Origin of the sequence: Paenibacillus barengoltzii G22, from assembly GCF_000403375.2 — a bacterium.
GTDB classification, from domain to species: domain Bacteria; phylum Bacillota; class Bacilli; order Paenibacillales; family Paenibacillaceae; genus Fontibacillus; species Fontibacillus barengoltzii.
The window spans coordinates 15427-37525 of sequence record NZ_KE159654.1; the positions used below are offsets into that span (position 1 = coordinate 15427).

A 22099-nucleotide genomic window follows, 5' to 3' on the forward strand; every position below is an offset into this window, starting at 1 on the left:
ATGAGCGAATTCCCCCAAGGACTCCCAATATGAATGCCTATATCGAATCATTTCATAGCATATTGGAACGCGACTTGTTTAGCAGACGAGAATTTATGACGTTTGAAGAAGCGTTTATCGCACTTGATCAATATATGGACTTTTATAATTATCGAAGAATGCATGGTAGCCTGAAGCATATGGCTCCCATGAAGTTTTCGTTATGGGTCAAAATGCTAGAGGATACCTCAAAGTTCCATAAATCGATGTAAACACACAAGAAAATGAGCTGGACTGCGATAACACAAAACTTGTAGGTCAGGACTCCGGATTTAGGGGGCCTAGCCGCTTTTACAGTTGATCGCGCGTAAGTGTCGGTTTTTCGGACAAATCAAATGTACTTTTGCAGTTAAATCGTAAGCTGGCTGGCACAATAACGAGCTCATTCCAGTAATTCAATTCAGAAAGGAAGTTTATTGAGATGAATCGATCACAATCCGAACGATTGTATGAAGAAGCGTTGCAACATATTGTAGGCGGCGTCAACAGCCCCTCCCGTTCCTTTAAGGCGGTTGGCGGCGGGGCGCCTGTTTTTATGAAAAAAGCGGAGGGCGCGTATTTCTGGGACGTGGACGGCAACCGCTACGTCGATTATTTGGCGGCTTACGGACCGATCATTACCGGACATGCCCACCCGCATGTGACGAAGGCCATTCAAGAAGCTGCCGCGAATGGCACGTTGTACGGGACTCCAACCGAGCTCGAGATCCGCTTGGCTCGCATGCTGAAAGAAGCGATTCCTTCGATGGACAAGGTGCGCTTCGTGAACTCCGGCACGGAAGCGGTCATGACGACGATCCGCGTCGCGCGCGCGTATACGAAGCGCAACAAAATCATCAAATTTGCCGGTTGCTACCACGGCCATTCTGATCTCGTGCTTGTGGCCGCGGGCTCCGGCCCGTCCACGCTGGGCATCCCTGACAGCGCCGGCATCCCGACCAGCATCGCGCACGAGGTGATCACCGTGCCGTTTAACGATGCTTCGGCGCTGAAAGATGCGCTCGACAAGTGGGGCGACGACGTCGCCGCCGTCATGGTCGAGCCGATCGTTGGGAACTTCGGCATGGTGATGCCGAAGCCCGGGTTCTTGGAAGAGCTCTGCCGGCTTGCACGGCAGTACGGCGCCCTCGTCATTTACGACGAGGTCATTACGGCCTTCCGCTTCCATTACGGCTCGGCGCAAACCTACGCCGGCCTCTCCAACCATGAAGCGATCCGGCCGGACCTCACCGCCCTCGGCAAAATCATCGGCGGCGGGCTGCCGATCGGGGCGTACGGCGGCAGCAAAGAGATCATGGAGCAGGTAGCACCGTTGGGTCCGGCCTATCAGGCCGGAACGATGGCGGGCAACCCTGCTTCCATCTCCGCCGGCATCGCCTGCCTCGAGGTGCTGCAAGGCGCCGGGGTCTACGAAGAGATGGACCGTCTCGCCGTGAAGCTGACCGACGGGCTGGCCGACTCGGCCCGCCGCCATGGAGTACCGCTGACCATCAACCGGATCCGCGGCTCGTTCTCAACGCATTTCTGTGACCATCCGGTCACGAACTATGCGGAGGCGCAAGACACCGACAGCGAAGCGTTCGCTGCCTTCTTCCGCGCCATGCTGAACCGCGGGGTTAACCTCGCCCCGTCGAAGTTCGAGGCTTGGTTCCTGACGACGGCGCATACGGAAGCCGACATCGACTTTACGCTGGAAGCCGCTGAAGCGGCGTTTAAGGAAATCGCTCGCTAACCAATCAAGTCTGCCTGGTTCGTTTGTGAACCGGCAGACTTTTTTTGATGGGAAGAGATCGTGTTTTCGTCCCATTTACGATTCTCCGCGAACGTTCTATACTACAAGAAGCCTATCAACCAAAGGATGTCGTGCCCATGCTGCAAACGCTGAACCGACAACTGAACAAAATGATGCCCCTCATTACGCCTACCAGCATATTGATTGGCGTCCTTTGCGGGAGTAACCTGGCTCCTTATACTTATCTGTCTCCATGGCTGTTTGCCTTCATGACCTTTGCCGGGAGCATTAGTCTCAGCTTCAAAGATTTCCTGAACGTGCTCAAAAAACCGCTCCCCCTGGTACTCTGCCTGTTTATCCTCCACCTGGCGATGCCGCTGGTGGCGATGGGAATGGGGCATTTGGCGTTCCCCGGGGATTTTTATACGATAACCGGCTTTATTCTCGCCGCAGCAATTCCAACCGGAGTCAGCAGCTTTGTCTGGGTCAGCATCTACAAGGGCAACATTGCCTTGACGCTGTCGATCATCCTGATCGATACGCTGCTGGCCCCCTTTGTCGTTCCCGGCATTCTGGCGTTGCTGGTGGGCACCAGCGTTCGGCTTGATGCTGTGGCGATGATGACCAGCCTGTTCTGGATGATCGTTGTCCCATCACTGGTGGGCATGCTGTTGAACCAGTGGACCCAAGGCAAAGTGATCACCACCTGGGGGCCTTGGTTGAACCCGTTCTCGAAGCTTGCCATGGCTTCGGTCGTGGCGATTAACGGCGCGGTGGTCGCCCCTTACCTGACCGATTTCAGCCCGCAGTTGCTGGGGCTCGCCGCCATCATCGTCCTGCTCGCGGCTATCGGCTACGCGCTGGGCTTTGGCTTGTCCCGGCTGATCGCCCTGAACGAAGCCGACAAAGTCGCGCTCGTCTTCAACGGCGGCATGCGCAACATCAGCGCCGGCGCTGTGCTGGCTGTCACCTACTTCCCCGCTCCGGTGGCTGTGCCGGTCGTGCTGGGCATGGTGTTCCAGCAGGTGATGGCCTCCCTCGTCGGCCTTGTACTCGGACGGCAAGCCCGCGCGCATCAGCCAACGGACAAAACAGCAACGTCGGCATGATTTAGGGCTCGGGAAGGCGCGGCGCTTCTACTTCGAACTTGCTCTAGTTCGCACGTACTCTAGTGCATTCCGCTCTAGGGCACTCTGACTCTAATGCATTCCGCCGCTCTAATGTTCTCTGGCCCTAACGCGCGCTCAAGCTCTAGCATACTCTGGCTCTAGCGCCTCCAGCTCTAGCGCCTCCCCCTTTCTCGCCCTCCCTTCTCCACCTCCCGTCCCTTCTAACGGAACCAGATGACCTTATTCGCTCATTTCCCGGACATTTCCCATCCTAACGGAACAAGATGCCGCTAATTGGCCAAAATCCGCACTGAACTACACTCCCAATTGCAAATAACGTCTCTCCGGTCCGTTAGAATTCAAAACGCGCCGAAAACCGCAAAATAACGACTCCTAGTTCCGTTAGCGGGCCAGACAAAGGCGCTGTAATGTTGACGCTCGCACTCGGCCAGACAAAGCTAGCCCTAGAGTTGGCTGGCATTACCCCTAGCATAGGGGCAGCGAATACTTCAACAAGACAGCGCCTCCATACACCCCAACGCAAAAAGGCCTCCCCGGTCCAAACTGAACCAGGGAGGCCTTTTACAACCCATTATTGCGCTTGAATTTTGTCAAAGAAATTCTCTTGCACGTACTTCGCAGCGATATCCAGCTGCTGCTTGGAATCGGTACCCTTCTTCGAGAACGACTCCTGAACGACGTTGGACATCGTAGCGTAGTAGTCCTGTGTCCCAAACTGCGCTTCCGGCTTGCCTTCGAGCAGAGTGAAGAGCTGCGGATCGTATTTGTATACGTTGTCGTATTTGTCGTAAATGGCTTTCACTTTGCTGGCGTATTCGGAATCTTCGCTAAAATACTCCAGCGGTGTCGGCACATAATACTTACCTTCTGCTTTACGGGCTTGGATCGTATCTTCTACCGCTTTCAAAGCATCGTCGGTGAAGTAATCAAACGTAATATAACGGAACGCCATTTCTTGTTCGTCTTTCGTCGCATTCGGGTTAATGACGAGGTAGTTGCCGCCGAGCACCCCGTAATGCTTGCCGCCTTTCTCGGCAGCAGGCATCGGATAAGCGACCACATCCTCCGGCTTCATACCGCCTTCATTCAGCGCGGCTTGAATGACGTCAAATGCACCAGCGATTACCATCGCTGTCCGTCCTTGTTGGAAGGAGCTGACGGCATCGCCCCAGCCCAACGCCCAGTCTTGCGGGATGGCGTTAGCTTCCCATCTCAGCTTCTTGTAGAAGTCCAGTGCCTTCACCCCAGCCTCGGAGTTGAACACGGCAGTAACTTTGCCGTTTTCGTTCTTTTGAATGTCGCCGCCGGCTTCAAACAGGAAGTTGGTCCAGTTCCAGCCAGCTTCGTTCCCTTTCCCCATCGGAGCGATCCCCGAAATTCCTTTCTTCGGATCGGCAACGCCTTTGGCGACATTGTACATATCATCCCAAGTCCAGTCGAACGGAGGAGCAGCAATGCCCTTTTCGTCCAACAGCTTCTTATTCACTACTGTCGAAGTGACGTAACCGTTTTGGGTGATCCCGTACACTCGGCCGTCCACGATAAATTGATTTTGCAGCACCGGGTTAATTTCATCCTTATACTCCCAGTTGTTCCACAAATCAGTAATGTCAGCAACCCAGCCGCGTTCTACCAGGAATTGAGCTTCTGTTGCCCACGTATTGTAAAAGGTTGGTGCTTCGTTGGAAGCCATTTTTACGCCGATTTCATTGACGCTGTATTGCCAATCATCCTTAACGATCGTCACGTTCGGATATTTGGCTTGGAAACGAGCGATTTTATCGTCTTCCTGTTGGCGAAGCGTCGTTTCGTCCGGCAACGGGTAGTGGATCTTGATCGTGACCTTGCGCTGCGTGATATCATCGGCTTCAGCCGACGACGCGTCCGCATTGCCTCCCCCGTTGTTGCTTGTAGCCGCCGTATTTCCGCCGTTGTTACCGCCGCCGTTATTTTGGGCTTCCTTGTTCCCGCCTCCGCCGCAGGCCGCGAGCAGCGAACCAAGCAACATCAGACACATCAACACCGCTGAAAACTTGCGCATTGAAACTCCCCTTTTCATAAGTTAGGTAATCTTGCATTTTTATCATAAAAGAGAAACATTTAGCATTCGATGTGTGATCTTATGACTTTCGTGTGCAGGCCTACGATTTTGTAACCGTTACCACTATCCCTTAACCGCAGACAGGCTCACACTGCGCATGATAAACTTCTGGAAACCCAGGAACACGAAGATCGGCGGAATCATCACCATAAACAAAATGCTGAACTTCACACTGCTATCCATGTTCCGCGCGTTAATGACATATTTGTAGATCGCGGTGGCCAGCGTGTATTTGTCTTCCGTGTGCATCACCAGCGATGGCCAGAACCAATCATTCCACGCCGTAGAGAAAATAAAAATCGCCAACGTCGCGAAGATCGGCACGGACAGCGGCACCGCAATCCGCAAGTAACTGGTCCACTCCGAAGCTCCGTCAATCCGGGCCGCTTCGAAGATTTCCGGGTGGATGCCGTCGAAGAAATTTTTCATCAGCAGAAAATAATACGCATTCGCTCCCGCCGGCAGCCAGAACGCCCAATAGGTGTTCAGCAGCCCCAGCTCCTTCAGGTTCACGAAGTTCGGGATCATATAGCTCGACGCCGGGATGAACAACGTCAGCAGAATAAAAAAGTAGATCGCCCGGCTGTACGGCACGCGGATCCGCGAAATGCTGAACGAAGCCAGCCCCAGCACCAGAATGGTCATCAGCAGGTTGCCGCCGAAGATGAGCAGCGTATTTTTCAAAAACATCGGCAGATCGATATAATTCCAAGCTTTCGGGAAATTGTCCCAATGCCATTCCTTCGGGAAGAATCGCGGCGGAAACGAGTTAACCTCCTGGTTACTCTTCAATCCGTTGAACATCGTCATCGCGATCGGATACAACATCGTAAACGTCATCACCGCAATGCACAAGCACATCAATCCGTAGACCACTTTATTCAGCGGCTTCTGCAGATCGGAGGGCGACAGGATGCCTCTTTCTTTCATATCAGTACTCCTCCTTGTTCAGCTTGTATTGCAACACGCCCAGCACGCTTAGCACGATGAACATCAGAACCCCAAGCGCAGTCCCGGCCCCATAATCGAGCTGGGTAAAGGCGTATTTGACGGTCAGGAGGGCATAGGTTAACGTGGCCTTGTTTGGCCCGCCGTCCAGCAATGCTAGCTGCGATTGGTACGCCTGAGATGTGCCGATCAGCTGCAAAATCAACATCAGCACGATCAGGTTCCGCATCGACGGCAGCGTGATGTATTTGATCCGGGCCCAGACGCCGGCTCCATCGATTTCCGCCGCTTCGTACCAATCCCGCGGAATGCTCAGCACCCCAGCCAGGTAAATCAGCATCGCTGAACCAAACTGCTGCCACGTCTCCATAAAGACGATCGAAACCATCGACCACCTGCCGTCGGAAATAAAGGACACCGGATCGGCCCCAAACCATCCGAGCAAGGCGTTGATTGGTCCCACCGGATCGTACATCCAGCGCCACATCCCATACAGGACAACGCCCGGTACGACAAACGGCAGGTAAGCGGCGATCCGCGCAAATCCTTGGAACCAGCGCAGCTCGGAAATCGCGATTGACGCTGCGATCGGCACCCAGAAGCCGATAACCAAACAGAGGAGCATATAATACAAGGTGTTGCGAACCGACAACAGCACGTCTGGGTTATGAAACACCTTTACGTAATTGTCGAATCCGACAAATGTGTTGCCTTTGACGAAATCGATATTGTAGAAGCTGTAAACCATCCCTTTGATGATCGGGACCCACAAGAACACGATAAAGATGGCAATCGCCGGTACCAGAAAAAGATACCCCCACATGTACTGCTTCCAGTTCGATCCCCGCCGCGGCTTCTGCGAAGCGGAGGTGGATGCTTTAACCGTGTTCTGCTGCATGTTCCCCGGTGAAATCACGGGTTCCCCCATCGTTCTCCCTCTTTTCTACGTAGTGTCTTTTTTCATTGTAGAAAAGCAGCCGTATGTCGAACATGTCTAAAACTATGTGAACTATGGTCGTTCTTACTTCATCGTTATTTCTTCAGCTCGGTAGGACTGACGCCAAAGTATTTCTTAAATATCTTGCTAAAATGCTCCGGCGACTCATATCCCACGCGTTCGGCGATCTCGTAACGGCGCAGATCCGTGTTCAGAATCAGCGCTTTGCTCTCTTCCATCCTCAGCTTAATCACGTATTCCCAGAGGTTGTAGCCGGTATTTTTCTTGAACAAGTAGCTCAAGTAATTGGGGCTGACGTGATTGTTGCGGGCCACCTCGTGGATAGTCAGTCCCTTCTGCCGGTAATTCTCCTCGATATACTTCTTGGCGCTCTCCACAATCTGGTTATTCTGCTTGGTCAGCTCTTCTGTGGAAGGGTCCTGGGAATAGTTGTGCCAGTTAAAATCGCCATAATAAAACACATGATGATCCCCGTGCTCGCCTCCCCACAGCATCGCTTTGTCCGCCTGCCGGCTGAGCAAGCTTAGGAACCCCGTTCCTTTAAGAATCTGGCTGATCCCGACCGTGCACCGCAAGCCAAGATATTTATGAATGTGATGATGCAAGCTGCGGCCAAGCATTTCGAGCTGATTGATTTTGTTGAGATTCGGCTCGGCATACTCCGTTTCACTCCACTGCAAGATCAAAGCGATCTCCAAACTCTCGGTATAAAAAGACGCTGCGCGCCACTCCTGATGCAGCAGCTCGTTCACGATATTAAGCGCCGCGTAACGGAACAGACAGGCATCCCGATCCCGATCCCCGGATTGTTGCTTGTCATCGGGGATCACCAACTTTATTTTGATCACGGAAAAATACGGTCCTGTCAGCCCCAACCTCTCAGCTTCCGCAACCCGCTGTTCGTCATCCCCTTCAGCGAGGTCACTAATCAGGCGGTTCAGCCGTTCGCCGTATTCCGGAAGCGGCTCCTCCATGTGGAAATGCTCCGCGCCTCGGGCCAAAATCTCCTCGCCCTGCGGCAGCGGTTTATCCATTTTCAACAGCGCGTTGCGCACCGAGTCCAGGAACTGCTCGCTGTTCAGCGGCTTGATCAAATAGTCCTTGGCACCCAGCCGGATCGCCATCTGGGCGTATTGGAACGTTTCATGCGCAGAGATGATGATCGTCTGCACCCAAGGCTTGATCAGCTTCGCCTGCTGCATCAACTCGATCCCGTTCATTTCTCCCATCTGGATGTCGGTGACGAGCAGATCCACTTCCTCCATTCTTACGTAATCCAGCGCTTCGTGCCCGTTATACGCGGTGTAGATCTGACCGATATCCAGTCCTGAAGCGGTTAGAAGTCCGGATAAGCCTTTGCAGATCAACGGTTCGTCGTCGACGACCAATACGTTGTACATTGTAGTTCCCCCTGTTCGTGTTATTCGTTCCGATTCACCGTGAGCGGCAGGGTAATGGTGACGAGGGTTCCGCCTTCAGGGCGGCCCACATAGTTCAAGCCGTACTCCGGCCCAAAATGCAGCCGAAGCCGCTGATGAATATTGCGGATGCCGTAACCAAACGACGGACTTGGCGTTTCATCGTTCAGCAGCTTGTCGATCGCATCGAAATCGACCGGCTTATACCCATTGTCCGCGATCCGAATGTAGACCCGGCCCAGCGCTTCGTCCGCCTCGGCACAAATCTGGATTTCGCCGTCCTCTCCCATATGTTTAACACCGTGAATGATAGCGTTCTCAATCAGCGGCTGCAGCGTGATTTTGGGAATGATTGTGGAATGAAGCTCCAAGGGAATGTCCCACGTCACGCGGAACCCGTACTCGTAACGATGCTCCTGCAGCTTAATGTAAGCCGAAGCATGCTCCAGCTCTTCCTCCAGTGTGATCAGCTCTCGGCCGCGGCTTAGGCTGATTTTCATCAGCTTGGACAGCTCCTTGATCATTTCCGCGGAGGCGGTGTTCCCTTCCATCGCGCTTTTCCAATAAATACTCTCCAGCGTGTTGTACAGCAAATGCGGGTTAATCTGCTGATACAAAATTTGCAGCTGGGCTTCCTTCTGCTTGATGTCCATCTGATATTTATAATGAATCAGTCCATTCAGCCGGCGCGCCATCTCGTAAATCGTGGAAATCAACACGCTAACCTCGTCGTTGCGATCCCGGTGCGGCGTCTCCGGCACCACATTGCCCGGCTCGTAACGGCGGACGAAATAAACCAATTTTTGAATCGGGGTCATCAGCGACCGCCAGAAATATAAGATTAACACCAGCCCCACCGCAAAATAAGCAATGGAAATAAGCTGAATAATTCGTTTGATTTCGTTTTGCTGTTGCAGCATGGCCTTGATGGGCACTTTGTACACCAGCTTTTCCTGCAGAACGTAATTATAATTAATCACATAAATGAAATCCTCAGTAATGACATCCTTTACCCCAATCAGCGAATCGCCTAGATCCGCTTCCGGCGGCAAATCCAATATGGAACCCGTTGGCGTGGACGAAAGGTTCGGTGTGGAGGTCAGGATCCGGTTGTTCCAATCGGTAAAATACAGCTCGCCCTCTGGAATTGAGACGGTTTGCAGCGATTCGCCGATGCGCCCGTCTACATTGGACACGACCAGCACGCCAATCGTCCCGTTTTTGTAAATGCTGTTAATCGCCCGGATATAAGCGAGCGTTTTTTGATTTTGCAGGCCTTGGCCAGAGGGAGACAGGTGCTCAATGATACGCAGATAACCGTTCCCTTTTTGCGCAACAGCTTCATCAAACCATTCCGGCTTCTCGTTCTCAAGAAAAAAATAGACTCCAGCTTTCCGCGCATCCGGATAGTACGGAGCAAAGAAATATGCGTTGTCCGGATCGTAAACGTACAGCGAATAATACACCGGCTCGCGCTGATCGGTTTCCTGTGAATAATTGAGCAGCAGGTTCTCCAGCCTTTCGTAATGTTTGACCCGATCCAGAACGGTTTCCGAGCTTTCACCGCTAGGGTTCAGTTGCTGAAGCAACGGATGCTGGAAGACGGTTGACGTCACTTTGTTAATCGCCTCGATATCCCGGGTGATAAGCCGGAAATTCTGCTTATTCAGCTCGATATAGGCGTTGGTGACATTTCGCTTCAACACTTGATCCGCTTTATAGTTACCGTAGGCGTTCAGAATAAATAACGGAATGACCATCACAATGAAGAGGAGGATCATCTGCTGTTTCACATTTAAATTAGCTAGCGGGTTCCTAAGTTTTAGCTTCACTTGTGTTGCACCTCCGGCAATTTAACTATAGCAATTCTAAAAACCGGCAAGTATGCGCGTTTCTACGAAGATCGTGGCGGTTCCTCCTGTTCTCGCGGATGGCGGGCCTCTGCCTAATTCTTAGTGTAGGGGATTTTGAGTTTCTTGCCAGTTAAAAAAAATCATAACCACCCGTCCAACGGGTGGTTTGCTCTTGGGGTATAACCCCTTGTTGCCAAACTGCGCCTAAAGACGCTAGCCTGACAATAAAATTGTTCAGGCTCAGTGTTTTTGTCACTTTCACTTACCAGTTAAACTGGTTTACTTTTTCTTGCTACCGTTTCTGCTAAATGGATCTTCATACTCTTTGACGCTCAGTTTATCGATTGCCTGGTCATGTGCTTCCTGCTCGCGGATATACTTTGCGACAGTGGCCTCATTCAAGCCCACTGTGCTTACGTAGTATCCCTCCGCCCAAAATTTCCGATTTCCATATTTATACTTTAGGGTGGCATGCTTTTCGAATATCATTAGTGAGCTCTTTCCCTTCAGATACCCCATAAATGAGGATACTGAGATTTTGGGTGGTATCGCTACCAGCATGTGTACATGATCCGGCATCATGTGGCCTTCTATGATCTCCACTCCCTTGTATTTGCACAGACGCTTAAATATTTCGATCAAATCTCTCCTCACTTGATTATAGATCTCTTTCCGTCTATACTTCGGGGTGAACACGATATGGTATTTGCACATCCACTTCGTGTGAGCTAAACTATAGCTCTTGTTTGCCATCTAAGACCATTCCTTTCTTTTATTGAGCCTGAACATCTCAATTTTATGGGAATGGTCTAGTTGGTCAAACCTTCGTTCCTCCACCCGCATAGCGGGTGGTTTTTTGTTTCGCACGCTTCGCGAGCTCAACTGGCTAAAGCCATAACAAAAAGTCCCTCGGAAATTTCCGAGGGACTTACTTCAGTGCCGGGCCAAGCGATCAAACGTGCCCATTACACCAGTTCATGCAACCCGCTGACGACAAGGTCGGCCTCAGCCAGGATGTCCGGGCTGCCGATGCCAACGACGCGGCAGCCGGCGGCTTTGCCCGCCTGCACGCCCGCCTCCGCGTCCTCAAACACGACGCAATCAGACGGCGGCAACGCCAGCGCGGTGCAGGCCGCGAGGAACACCTCCGGGTCCGGCTTCGCTTTGGACACCTTGGTGCCGTCGATCACCGCGTCGAACAGCTCCGCGATGCCGAGCCGGGATAAAATGAACCCGGCGTTTTTGCTCGCCGACCCCAGCGCGACCTTGACGCCCCGCTCGCGCAGCTGCAGCAAATACTCCTTCGCCCCCGGCAAAATTTCCGAAGGCTCCAGCTTCGAAATATACTCAACATATTCGCGATTCTTCTCGGCTGCCATCTTCTCGCGTTCTTCCTCCGTGGCTTCCACGCCGCCCACCTCGAGCAGAATGCGCAGCGATTCCATGCGGCTGACGCCCTTCAGCCGCTCATTGTCGGCTTCGGTAAACTCGAAGCCTAACCGATGCGCCAACGCCCGCCAGGCGAGATAGTGGTATTTGGCCGTATCCACGATCACGCCGTCGAGGTCGAAGATCGCACCGTTCATCGTTTCTAACATGATGGATTCTCCTTTAATCTCTTATGCTAGCTTCCAAATGGCTCTTTTTCTACGCGATGTGAACTTCGTGGCCCGGCGCCACCGTCAGCTCTCGGTCTCCCACGATAAACCGCAGTGCAGCCGGATTATCGCGAGGTGCCGTGATGGTCACCCCTTCCCGGCTGACCCGGATTCGATAAGAACCGCCGCCTAAGCGCACCGGGAATTCGATTGCCTGCCAGGCCGACGGCAACGCCGGTCGAAGCACCGCCTTGTCTCCGTCATACCGCAAGCCGGCAAATCCCAACACTGCCGCCATCCATGCCCCGCCATTCGCCGCGGGATGCGTCCCGCCAATGTATAAGTCACCGACGTATTGCTTAGAATCACCGGTTAAGTCAATCGTCGCCGTCCGCATAAAGTAAGGGTAACCCCAATCCGGTGATCCCGTATCCGCCGCGACCAGCGCATAAATGCAGGCGCTGAGGCTCGATCCATGCTCGGTGCGGGGCTCGTAGTAAGCCCAGTTCGCTTGTTTAACGGCTGAATTGTAATCGTCCTTAAATAGATGCAGCATCAGCACGACATCGGCTTGCTTAAGAATTTGCGTTGTCGTCGCAAGTCCGTTCCCTCCGCCGAGATATTCGTGAGGATGCAGCATGAGCGACTTCAGCTGCGGGAGCGTAACATCCTCCAGCGTATAATAGCGATCAAACTGCTCAATCAAGCGGCTTTGGGCATCCGGCTCGGGAACGTACAACCGTTCATACATGTCGCGGATATGTTCCGGCTGTATAGGGCTGTCTGCCAGCAGCTGCTCATAACGCTCAACGTTACCCCGCTTCAAAATCTCCATCGCATCCAAAGCGATGCGCAGGCACTCCTTCACCATCCGGTTCGTGAACGCGTTGTTATTCACCCGCTCATGATATTCGTCCGGCCCCGTCACGTCGAGAATTTCGTAGCGCTGCTTCCGAGGATTGAAATATCCATAGGAATAAAAGAACTTCGCACACTCCCACGCAACCTCTGCGCCGCCATCTAACAGCAGACGGTCATCGCCGGTAAACGCGTAAACCTGCCAGATTCCGTATGCTACGTCTGCGCTGATATGCACCTGCTTATCACGGAAATAGGTTCGCATCGGACGGCCGGTGAACACGTCATTGACGTTAAACAAGGTGCAGGCGTCGTCCCCGGTTTCTTGGCTCTCCCAGGCATAAAAGGCGCCTTCATAGCCGTAATCGGCTGCTTTGCGCTTCGCCCCAGCCAGCGTATGCACCCGATACATCATCAGATTCCGCGCCACCTCGGGCTGGGTATACAGGAAGAACGGCAGCATAAACATCTCCGTATCCCAGAACACCGCACCCTTGTACACCTGGCCGGATAACCCCCGGGCCGGAATGGACACTTTCTCCGAGCGATCCGGAGCGATGATATGCAGCTGATACATGCTATAGCGCAAGGCCAGTTGGGCTTCCTCATCGCCTTCAATGAGGATGTCGGAGGCGCTCCACTTGCGCTCCCAATATTCAGCGTGCTCGCTTAGCAGCTGATCATATCCAAGCTGCCCCGCTTCCCGGGCCCACTGGATCGCAGCCGCTCGAACCTCATCAGCCGTTTCCCCTTCCAGGCCGGCTGCCACGGCGACAGTTTTCACAAGCACGACCGGCTCCCCAGCCCGGCAATGCACATGAAACCGGCGGCGGATAGATAGTTCCTCCCGTAAAACTTCATGCTCCCCTCCGCTCGCCACCTCTGCCGCTTCCGCTACGGTGATCGGCAAGCCAAGCTCCTGCGTCGCAGCGCTAAGCGATACGACTTCCCAAGCCGCGCCGCCCTCTGCCCCGTCCACGGCGCTCTCCATCTGCACAAGATGCGGTCCATTGATGTCCCATACGTCACCGTTAATGCCGGTGACAATCGTCAGTTCGCCATCGCGGCTACTCTCCACGGTGAACCGGCATACAGTCAGTTCTGTGCGCGCCGCACTGCAGAACCTCTCCGCAGTGATCGTGACCTCCGCGCCATCCGCGGTGCGGAACACCGACCGTCTGCGGTGCACCGCCTGACGCAGGTCCAGCGACTGCTCATGGCTCGCCAGCTCCACTCGGCTGTGATCAAGCTCTCTGCCTACATTTACGCTGTTCACCGCTTTGTCTCCTGCGGCCACATTTCCGGCCTCCAACACGCTTAGCCGCGTACCGTTCCAATAAACTTTCGTATCCAGCCCATTAGGAGCATTCACCGGCTCACGCCACTTGCCCCCCACTTGGTCGTACAGTCCAGCGACGATCGTTGCAGTCAGCTCTTTTTTGCCAAACTCCTCCAATGTCCCCCGGTATCCGAGAACCCCGTTCCCAATCATAAACTTGTTGCCGTGATGTGCGATTCGTTCCGGGTCAAACCCGCTTTCACGAATGATCCAGCTCATTGAACGACCGCCTTTCGCAGCGGCAACTGGATCCCGGCTTCATCGATGTTCACCAGGTTGCCGTATACCTGAACTTCCGCCACGCCGCCGGACATCGCACGGATACTGACCTGTTTCTGGTCAACTTCAACTTGCAGCTTCGTGCCGCGATACGTCACCATAAATCGATAGCTCTCCCAGCGTTCAGGGATGCTTGGATTCAACGCAAGCAGCTCCCCATCAGACCGCATCCCGCCGAAACCGTACACGATGTTCATCCAAGCGGCAGCGATCGACGTGGTATGCAGACCTTCCCGCGTATTGCGGTTGTAGTTGTCCAGATCTAACCGGGTCGCAAATTCGAAGAACCTATACGCCTCATCCGAACGTCCGATTTCCGCCGCCAAAATCGAGTGGATCGACGGCGACAACGACGATTCGTGGATACAGCGCGGCTCGTAATAATCGTAGTTGGCGCGCTTCTCCTCGAGCGAATATTCGCTGCTGTACAGGAACATGAACATCAACACATCCGGCTGCTTAATCATGTCATAACGGTAGAGTCGATCATACGACCAATGCGAATACAGCGGGAACTCCGTGACCGGGATCGAATGGATGTCCAGATGCGGCAGGTCAAAAAAGCCATCATGCTCCTCAAAAATTCCCGTCCGTTCATCCCGCGGAATTTTCATATGCTGCGCTTTGTTCTGCCAATCCTGCTGTTCTTCCTCCGTCAGGCCAAGCCGGGCTGCCAGCTCGTCATAAGCAGCGGAAGCCTTATTCCGCATCGCTTCCAGCACCTCCAGCGTGTACTCGAACAGCTTCTTGGCCATCAGGTTGATATAACAGTTGTTGTTTACCATCAGCTGGAACTCATCCGGGCCCATGACGCCGAAATAGCCGTATTTGCCCGACTGCTGCCCCCACTGACCGCGTGACGCATAAAAACGGCTGATCTGAATCAGCATTTCCGCACCTTTTTCATACAAAAACGACTTATCGCCCGTAATCTTCACATAATGGCGCAACCCGTACGCAACCGCCGTGCCGACATGCAGCTGCAGATTCGAGTGTTGCCACAGATCGCAGCTTTCCGTTCCGTCGATGGTCGCAATCGGATAAAACGCTCCTTCACAGTCCAACTCCTTGGCCCGCTTCAGCGCCTCAGGGAGCGTCCGGTAACGGAACTCAAGCAAGCTCCGCGCTGCCTTCGGATTGTTGAAAATATAAAACGGCAAGCAATACGACTCCGTATCCCAGAAAGCCAGCCCGCGATACGCCTCGCCGGTCAGCCCCTTCGCCCCGATGTTAAAGCCGGGGTTATCCCCATGGTAAGTCTGATACAGCTGAAAAATGCAAAAGCGAATTCCCTGCTGATTCTCCGGATCACCTTCGATGACAATATCCGATTCCACCCATACCTGATCCCAGTATGCCCGCTGGTCGGCCGCCGCCGCATCAAATCCAGCCTGTGTGAGTTGCGCTGTCAGCTCGATCCCTCGCAGCCAAAGGTCATTATCCTGGGTGGAGCGATCTTTATCAGCCACGTTCACCACCAGTTTATCCAGCGTGCTGCGCTTGCCTTGCTCCAGCGTCAAAGTCAGAACCCGGCCGATGTAGCTGTCTTCCTGCACCAACTCGTCCGTAACCGCGTCCGGTGCAACGACATGAAACCCGGAAAACAACCGGTTCCTCGTGTTCACTGTCTCCCCTAGAATTGCTGCGATCGGGGTTCCATCGCTCGCCTTGGCTTCATCTTGCTTCAGTTCCTTCCAGTAACACCGTTGCTGATCCTCATGGATCACCTTCAGGTTCAGGCCGGTTTGCACCTGGATTGAACCAGAGAAATTGAGCGGTGTCAATGTGATTCGCTGTGCCCCGATATGAGACACCTTCATGCTGACGAAGCGTTCAAATGTGAGCTGAACATCTTTCCCGCTGGCAGTATGCCACACGAACTCCCGAGAATAGATGCCCGTGCGGAAATCCAACTCCCGCCGAAAGCCGCTGAACCGGCTCTCCACTAGATCCAGCGTTTCTCCGTCCAACGTAATCCGCGTATGCAACCAATCCACTGCGTTTACCATAAAGCGCAACGATTTGATAATTCCCTTGTAATGAGCTGTCACCGGGCTCTCCTCAAACAATCCATTGAAATAGCTGCCCAGCAACGTATCACCGCTATATCCTTCCTCCGGGTAGCCTCGGACCCCCATATATTCATTCCCCAGTGAAAAAATCGACTCGCTGACCCGGTTACGCCCCGGATCAAAACCTACCTCCACGACCTTCCAAGGGTCGACCTGTAAATATTTGTCCGCGATTTTCGGCATGTTCCGCCATCTCCTTCTATGTGTATCCATAAGTTAAACCTCTCCCACTTAGCTTAGCGGAACGCCCGTTGCGGCCAAATGTCCAGGACTAAGGAGCTTATGTGCAATCGTACGGATTTGGCATCCTGGCGTCCAAACCGCCGTAGCCCCTAGGAACCTCCCTTTCCCCCTCTTTTCCACGAATATCCCTTTCGCTCAGCCACCTTTTTTCATGATTATCCCTTTCGTTCAGACCCCACCCTTTTGCACCTTTATCCCTTTCCATCAGGACCTGCCCCTTTACATCTGTATCCCTTTCCTTCAGGACAGTCTCTTTACATCTGTATCCCTTTGTGTCAGGTCCTGCTGACCTTCTGCATCATTATCCCGTTCATTCAGGCCTCTCTTATGGCTTTATCTTCCCTTTTATTCAGTTGCCGCTTTTATTCAGTCGCCGCTTTTTTCACTCGTCCCTCTTCTTCAACTCCCCCCCCTGACTCATCGGGATAATGTCGAGAAGAACCGGACGCCATATATCCCGCCGAGCTTGCGGCCCCGCAACACAAAAAAACCGGAGCGTTCTCCACGCTCCGGCTGATTTATTGGCCAACTCTATCAAAAATTAAAGTTCGTTGATAAATACCGTCTTCATTTTGCTGCTGTATTGCACATCAAGCCCAAGTCCCTGAACGAGCAAAGCCAGCGGAACATAGGTTTTGTTCTCTTTGCCGACCTTTTGCAGGAACGCTGGGGTTGCCGTCGTCGCCGACGTTCCATCTACTTTGATTTGCTTCGCGCCAATCGGGATTACAACCGTCCGGCTGCCATAAGTAATCGTGGCAGTGGAGGTGCGTGAATCCCATTTGCTTTGCGCTCCGACCGCATCGGTGATGTCCTTGATGGCCACGAACGTCTGCCCGTTCTTCAAGATTGGCGGATACGGCGTGTTCAACTCTTGGCCCTTCACCACAACAGATATCGGGGCGCCACCTGTTTTAGCGGTCGTCGTCCGATAGCTTCCCCAAACCGATTCAGCAAAAATCTTGGCGATTTCCTCATATCCCGCTTGGTTCGGATGGATATCCGTGTCGGAGAAAATATGCGTCAGCGAAATTTCCCGCCCGGTAAAAGCGGCTGCCACATGGGCTGCTTTGACTGGCTTCGCATCCCCAGCGTGATCGGCAACAATACCATCCACGATCCCGGTAAACTTACCGGCGAACTGCTGCAGCTCATCGTAGATCGCTGTGCCGGCCAGCTTCGGCACCGGCTGGTATTGGTCCGCAATCACGATTTGCGCCGAAGGATTCAACTCCTGCAAGATGTGGACGATCTCGCGCAGGTTGTCGCCATAATGCGTCAACACCTCATCGCCTTGGGCGAGGAGTTGATCCAGCGAGATGTTTTTCATATCCGGAAGCAGTTTCAGCAGGTCGTTCCCGCCGATCGTAATCGTGATCAAATCAGCTTTCTGCAGATCAGCCTTCGCTTGAGCGATTCCCGATGCAAAGGAAGCAATGCGTGGATCCGGCAAGTTCGCTTGAATGTCTGCGCCAGCCACCGGTACTCCTTTCTGGATTGCGGTCACGTAATTTTTCAAACCTTCGCTGGTCAGACCCAGAATACCGTAATTCACGGCAGACGTCCGTGCATGGAACAGCCCCTGTTCTTTCAGGCGTTCCACGAAGCCGTAAGGGACGCTCTGCTCAGTCATGCCCGGCTCGTACCCGGCTGTAATGGAATCGCCCAGCGCAACGATCAGGTAGTCATCAGCTTGCGCAGCTTGGGCCGGTTTTGCGGCAATGCCGCTGACCAAGATAAGAATGAGGGCGAGAGCTCCCGCAACAGCGGAAACCTTGTTCATACGATGATGCTTCAAGCTTTTCAACTCCTTGGATAAGAATTAAGTATAATAACGCGAAAAACCTGAGGTTTTTCGCTGTTGGCCTCAGGTCTCGTTGATGCATCATACACCGGCGAATGCTGCACACTCTGTGCTATTCCGGTTTATTCTCCGCGCGCCCGGTCCTTTTTAAATACTCATCATAACGGCCATCGACTTCCTTGGCCATCTTCCGGTAATTCAGCGTCTCCTCCACAATCGGATCCAACGTGGTCTGAATTCGGATTTCGTACTTCGGTGACAATCTTCTGCGTTCCTCCTCACGGCGTTCTTTCTCATTGCCGTATTCCCCTTCCGTCAGCATCTCGCTGAGCTCGCGTTCCAAATCCTTGCTATCGCTCATCCTGGACACTCCTTCCGGTAAATATGGATTAAGCATTTGCTGTCGCCAAATCTAAATCAATAACCATTACAGGCCCGTCGCGTCGGCAGCCCGGATAACTCCAAGCAGTTCGTCATGAATTTTGCCATTGCTGGCAACCAAATGACGTACGCCGATGTGATAAGGGTTGCCCGCGGTATCCGTCACTATACCTCCGGATTCCTTTACGATTAGTGCACCCGCCGCAACGTCCCAAGCGTTCAATCCAACCTCATAATAACCGCTAAGCCGTCCCGCAGCAACATACGCCAAATGCAATGCAGCTGAACCGGCAGCGCGCAGGCTGCGCACTTGTCCAGACAACGCGTTCAGACCGCGCATATTTACCGGCAAAGCAAAATCCCGGTCCGGGTTAAACCCTACCGCAATCACGCTGCCGGACAATGTTGCATCGTTGGACACCTTCGACTTCTGCCCGTGGATGTAGGCGCCTTTGCCTTTCTCTGCCACAAACATCTCGTCGCGAATTGGGTCATATATCACGCCGATTATGACATCCCCTTTATATGCCAGCGCTATCGATACGCAGAAAAACGGAAATCCGTGCACGAAATTGGTCGTTCCGTCCACCGGGTCGACGATCCACAAATACTCCGACTCGCTCCCCTGCTTCAGCGCTGCAGCAGATGCCGCCGCTCCTGGGGCTACACCTTCTTCGCCAAGGATCTCATGATCTGGAAAATGCGTCAAGATCAGCTTGCGAATCATCGCTTCCGCACCCTTATCCACATCCGTTACCAAATCCTGCGGCGATTGCTTCGTACTCAGATCACGGTAGTCCCCCAGCCGGCTCTTAATCCATTCTCCCGCTTTCGCAGCGCAGTTGATCGCTACGGCCGTCGGACTCTTGCTGCCTACCACATATGGAACTTTCGGATTCGATTCCAATCGATTCACTCTACTTTCATCTTATACTGATAATTTACTCCCTAAAAACTATACGTCTTGAAATATGCAAAGTTGCGTCCTTTCGCCTGCCCGCCATGGAAATCAAACGAAAGCCGCTTTACTTTATATGCAAAAAGTCCGTGTCCAATCGCAGGGAATGTACCCCGCCGGAAACGAACTTTTTGCTGACTAACCGCAAGCGGTCTTTACGTTATGCACCTACAATATTATACCCGCCGTCTACAAAAATGACCTCTCCGGTAATTCCGCGGGACAGATGGCTGATCAGGAACATCGCCGTGTCGCCAACTTCAGCGGTGTCCGTCGTTTTGCGCAACGGGGCTTTCTCCTCAACTTGCTTGAGGATGGAGTTGAAATCGCTGATCCCCTTCGCAGCCAATGTACGGATCGGTCCAGCCGAAATCGCATTAACGCGGATGTTCTTCGGCCCAAGGTCGTTAGCCAAGTAACGTACCGATGCTTCCAGTCCGGCTTTTGCCACGCCCATTACGTTATAGTTGCGCATTACGCGCTCCGATCCCATATACGTCATCGTCATAATGCTTCCGCCTTCCGTCATGAGCGGCGACAAGCGCTTCGATACGGCCACCAGGGAATAGACGCTGATGTCGTTAGCCAATGCAAAACCTTCACGGGACGTGTCCATAAACTCACCCGCCAGATCTTCACCTTTGGCAAACGCAATACTGTGCACCAGACCATGCAGAACGCCAAATTCAGATTTCAGTGTGTCGGCCAGTCGGTCGATCTCCTCATCTACCGTCACATTGCACGGCAGGATCAACGAACCTGGAATCGTTTCGGCCAGTTTGCGGACCCGGCCCTCTACGCGTTCACTTTCATATGTAAATGCCAGACGGGCACCTTGCTCTGCCAAGCTTTGCGCAATTGCCCATGCGATACTGCGCTCGTTAGCAACCCCCATCACGATCACATTTTTCCCCGCTAACAAATCACCCATGAAAATCCTCCTCTATATTAAATACACCTTCATTTTGTACAACTTACCGTATTTCCCTTCATTTTTCAAGAGAACCAGCGTTCAGCGGGCGGCTTGTCCACGAAAATTACGGCTGGATGCGCACGCTTGCTCCATCCAAAATCTCCACGCCTTCCTCCCGGTATCGCGCCAAATCCTCCATTAACGCAAATAGCGCCCCGTCCTTAAGCTTCGCCTCCAGCATCACGTCCACCCGATCGGTGATCGGAGCGATGCTGCGCAGAAACTCAAGCAGCGGCAGAACGATGACGTGATCGGCGTGCCCACGCGGATCGCTGGCGCTCTTCGGACTGGACGCATGGATCTTCGGCGGCAGCGGATCGTCAGCCGGCGAATCGGCCTGCGCATACGGCGTTTGCCATGTCGCCAGAATTCGCGGCCACAGCTCCGCCGGGCTTTCGCCTTCATTGTTCACCCAATGGTGGTGAATATCCAGCACCATCGGAACCCCCAGCGCTTCGCACAGCTCCAGCGTCTCGCGAGCGTTAAACGTCTTGTCATCGTTTTCGAACGTCAACCGCTGCTTGATGCGTTCCGGAAGTCCCGTGACATTCTCGCGGAACCGGGCTCCTGCAGACAGCTTGTCCCCGTAGGCGCCGCCAACATGGATATTGTTCTTCGCCCGGGCATCCAGGCCCATCGCATCAAACATCGCAACATGATGATACAGATCGCGGATCGAGGATTTCAGCACCTCAGGCCGCGGTGTACTCAGTACCGTAAAATGGTCCGGGTGAAAAGACACCCGAAGGCCGTGCTCCTTGACATATTTCCCCACGGCGGCAAATGGCTCGCGCAGCGCTTCGTAAGGATTCCAGTCAGACAGCGACTCATGCGTCGCCAGAGGAATCAGCTTCGAAGAGAAGCGGTACACCTGAATATCGTTGCCGACGTTATGCCGAAGCAGGCGCAGTGTGTTATGCAGGTTCTCCTCCGCAATCGTCTCCAGTCTACGGATCGCTGCCTCACGATCCGCAATTCCGTTAAACGTCTTTAACGTCATCGTCTTGGAAGGCGACGCGTTGGCGATTACGGTGGACATCGCCACATAACCGAAGCGCACGATCATTTCCGGTCCGGATCTCCGAAGAACATTTCGTGCGCCAGAGCGGTCTGCACGGCAGACTCCTCCTCCGTCAGCGGACGGATCAACTCCAGCTCAACCGAAGTAACTTCCTCTCCATTGAAGTTAATCTCAGCAACACAAGCGGTGATCTTCACGATCGCCACCGCCTTGTTATCCGGCGAATACGCGATGACTTTCTGACCTGTCGGGAACACGCGCAGCCCTTCTTTGAGCATTTTACCCTTGCCGTATTCTAACAGCTCGTACAGCTCCTGCTCTTTCTTGAATTTACAAACTGAGTTAAATTCCGTTTGAAATCCCACTGTTATCTCTTCCTTTCTCAGCCGGCTGT

General features: G+C 53.4%; 18 protein-coding genes. 3 read left to right on the forward strand and 15 right to left on the reverse strand.

The window, feature by feature from the left end; genetic code table 11:
* The 3 genes from C812_RS15095 to C812_RS15105 all read left to right on the forward strand — a co-directional run.
* Window positions 1-251, forward strand: a 251-nt coding sequence (locus C812_RS15095; protein WP_016313517.1) for an integrase core domain-containing protein, incomplete at its 5' end; no start/stop codon positions are given.
* Window positions 252-460: 209 nt separating this feature from the next.
* Complete coding sequence (locus C812_RS15100; protein ID WP_016313518.1) at window positions 461-1771, forward strand: glutamate-1-semialdehyde 2,1-aminomutase; 1311 nt, start codon at window positions 461-463, stop codon at window positions 1769-1771.
* Window positions 1772-1908: 137 nt separating this feature from the next.
* On the forward strand, window positions 1909-2880 hold the full coding sequence (locus C812_RS15105) for a bile acid:sodium symporter family protein (RefSeq protein ID WP_016313519.1): 972 nt from the start codon (window positions 1909-1911) through the stop codon (window positions 2878-2880).
* A gap of 592 nt (window positions 2881-3472) precedes the next feature.
* Here C812_RS15105 and C812_RS15110 read toward each other — a convergent pair.
* From C812_RS15110 to C812_RS15180, 15 genes are all read right to left on the reverse strand, one after another.
* A complete protein-coding gene (locus C812_RS15110) occupies window positions 3473-4942 on the reverse strand; it encodes an ABC transporter substrate-binding protein (protein ID WP_016313520.1) in 1470 nt (489 codons plus the stop codon).
* Window positions 4943-5065: 123 nt separating this feature from the next.
* Window positions 5066-5932 (reverse strand): carbohydrate ABC transporter permease, encoded by an 867-nt coding sequence (locus tag C812_RS15115; RefSeq protein WP_016313521.1) that lies wholly within the window; start codon window positions 5930-5932, stop codon window positions 5066-5068.
* A 1-nt stretch (window position 5933) separates the two neighbouring features.
* Window positions 5934-6878: a carbohydrate ABC transporter permease gene (locus C812_RS15120; RefSeq protein WP_016313522.1), complete on the reverse strand. Its 945-nt coding sequence runs from the start codon at window positions 6876-6878 to the stop codon at window positions 5934-5936.
* A gap of 104 nt (window positions 6879-6982) precedes the next feature.
* A complete protein-coding gene (locus tag C812_RS15125; RefSeq protein WP_016313523.1) occupies window positions 6983-8308 on the reverse strand; it encodes a response regulator in 1326 nt (441 codons plus the stop codon).
* Between the two features lie 20 nt (window positions 8309-8328).
* The gene (locus C812_RS15130; RefSeq protein ID WP_244268351.1) at window positions 8329-10107 is read right to left on the reverse strand and encodes a sensor histidine kinase; all 1779 of its coding nucleotides are present in this window, start codon (window positions 10105-10107) and stop codon (window positions 8329-8331) included.
* Window positions 10108-10458: 351 nt separating this feature from the next.
* Complete coding sequence (tnpA, locus tag C812_RS15135; protein WP_016311435.1) at window positions 10459-10932, reverse strand: IS200/IS605 family transposase; 474 nt, start codon at window positions 10930-10932, stop codon at window positions 10459-10461.
* A 212-nt stretch (window positions 10933-11144) separates the two neighbouring features.
* On the reverse strand, window positions 11145-11777 hold the full coding sequence (gene pgmB, locus C812_RS15140) for a beta-phosphoglucomutase (protein ID WP_016313525.1): 633 nt from the start codon (window positions 11775-11777) through the stop codon (window positions 11145-11147).
* Between the two features lie 49 nt (window positions 11778-11826).
* Window positions 11827-14193 carry a glycoside hydrolase family 65 protein gene (locus tag C812_RS15145; RefSeq protein ID WP_016313526.1) on the reverse strand — a complete coding sequence of 789 codons (2367 nt, stop codon included), beginning with the start codon at window positions 14191-14193 and terminating at the stop codon, window positions 11827-11829.
* The gene (locus C812_RS15150; protein WP_016313527.1) at window positions 14190-16508 is read right to left on the reverse strand and encodes a glycoside hydrolase family 65 protein; all 2319 of its coding nucleotides are present in this window, start codon (window positions 16506-16508) and stop codon (window positions 14190-14192) included. Before C812_RS15150 ends, C812_RS15145 begins: the two co-directional genes overlap by 4 nt.
* Before the next feature lie 601 nt (window positions 16509-17109).
* The gene (locus C812_RS15155; RefSeq protein ID WP_016313528.1) at window positions 17110-18366 is read right to left on the reverse strand and encodes a stalk domain-containing protein; all 1257 of its coding nucleotides are present in this window, start codon (window positions 18364-18366) and stop codon (window positions 17110-17112) included.
* A gap of 118 nt (window positions 18367-18484) precedes the next feature.
* Window positions 18485-18733, reverse strand: coding sequence for a hypothetical protein (locus tag C812_RS15160; RefSeq protein ID WP_016313529.1), 249 nt, complete (start codon window positions 18731-18733; stop codon window positions 18485-18487).
* 66 nt (window positions 18734-18799) lie between these two features.
* Complete coding sequence (locus C812_RS15165) at window positions 18800-19669, reverse strand: inositol monophosphatase family protein (RefSeq protein ID WP_174844485.1); 870 nt, start codon at window positions 19667-19669, stop codon at window positions 18800-18802.
* 202 nt (window positions 19670-19871) lie between these two features.
* Window positions 19872-20642, reverse strand: a complete 771-nt coding sequence (fabI, locus tag C812_RS15170; protein WP_016313531.1) for an enoyl-ACP reductase FabI — start codon at window positions 20640-20642, stop codon at window positions 19872-19874.
* Between the two features lie 106 nt (window positions 20643-20748).
* A complete protein-coding gene (gene uvsE, locus C812_RS15175) occupies window positions 20749-21750 on the reverse strand; it encodes a UV DNA damage repair endonuclease UvsE (RefSeq protein WP_016313532.1) in 1002 nt (333 codons plus the stop codon).
* Window positions 21747-22070, reverse strand: a complete 324-nt coding sequence (locus tag C812_RS15180) for a hypothetical protein (RefSeq protein ID WP_016313533.1) — start codon at window positions 22068-22070, stop codon at window positions 21747-21749. Before C812_RS15180 ends, uvsE begins: the two co-directional genes overlap by 4 nt.
* Window positions 22071-22099 lie beyond the last annotated feature (29 nt).

Bases quoted from the DNA above. Each gene is read 5' to 3' on its own strand.
- C812_RS15100 (WP_016313518.1), top strand. From the start codon at position 461: ATGAATCGATCACAATCCGAACGATTGTATGAAGAAGCGTTGCAACAT.
- C812_RS15105 (WP_016313519.1), top strand. From the start codon at position 1,909: ATGCTGCAAACGCTGAACCGACAACTGAACAAAATGATGCCCCTCATT.
- C812_RS15110 (WP_016313520.1), bottom strand. From the start codon at position 4,942: ATGCGCAAGTTTTCAGCGGTGTTGATGTGTCTGATGTTGCTTGGTTCG.
- C812_RS15115 (WP_016313521.1), bottom strand. From the start codon at position 5,932: ATGAAAGAAAGAGGCATCCTGTCGCCCTCCGATCTGCAGAAGCCGCTG.
- C812_RS15120 (WP_016313522.1), bottom strand. From the start codon at position 6,878: ATGGGGGAACCCGTGATTTCACCGGGGAACATGCAGCAGAACACGGTT.
- C812_RS15125 (WP_016313523.1), bottom strand. From the start codon at position 8,308: ATGTACAACGTATTGGTCGTCGACGACGAACCGTTGATCTGCAAAGGC.
- C812_RS15130 (WP_244268351.1), bottom strand. From the start codon at position 10,107: ATGATCCTCCTCTTCATTGTGATGGTCATTCCGTTATTTATTCTGAAC.
- tnpA (WP_016311435.1), bottom strand. From the start codon at position 10,932: ATGGCAAACAAGAGCTATAGTTTAGCTCACACGAAGTGGATGTGCAAA.
- pgmB (WP_016313525.1), bottom strand. From the start codon at position 11,777: ATGTTAGAAACGATGAACGGTGCGATCTTCGACCTCGACGGCGTGATC.
- C812_RS15145 (WP_016313526.1), bottom strand. From the start codon at position 14,193: ATGAGCTGGATCATTCGTGAAAGCGGGTTTGACCCGGAACGAATCGCA.
- C812_RS15150 (WP_016313527.1), bottom strand. From the start codon at position 16,508: ATGCCGAAAATCGCGGACAAATATTTACAGGTCGACCCTTGGAAGGTC.
- C812_RS15160 (WP_016313529.1), bottom strand. From the start codon at position 18,733: ATGAGCGATAGCAAGGATTTGGAACGCGAGCTCAGCGAGATGCTGACG.
- fabI (WP_016313531.1), bottom strand. From the start codon at position 20,642: ATGGGTGATTTGTTAGCGGGGAAAAATGTGATCGTGATGGGGGTTGCT.
- uvsE (WP_016313532.1), bottom strand. From the start codon at position 21,750: ATGATCGTGCGCTTCGGTTATGTGGCGATGTCCACCGTAATCGCCAAC.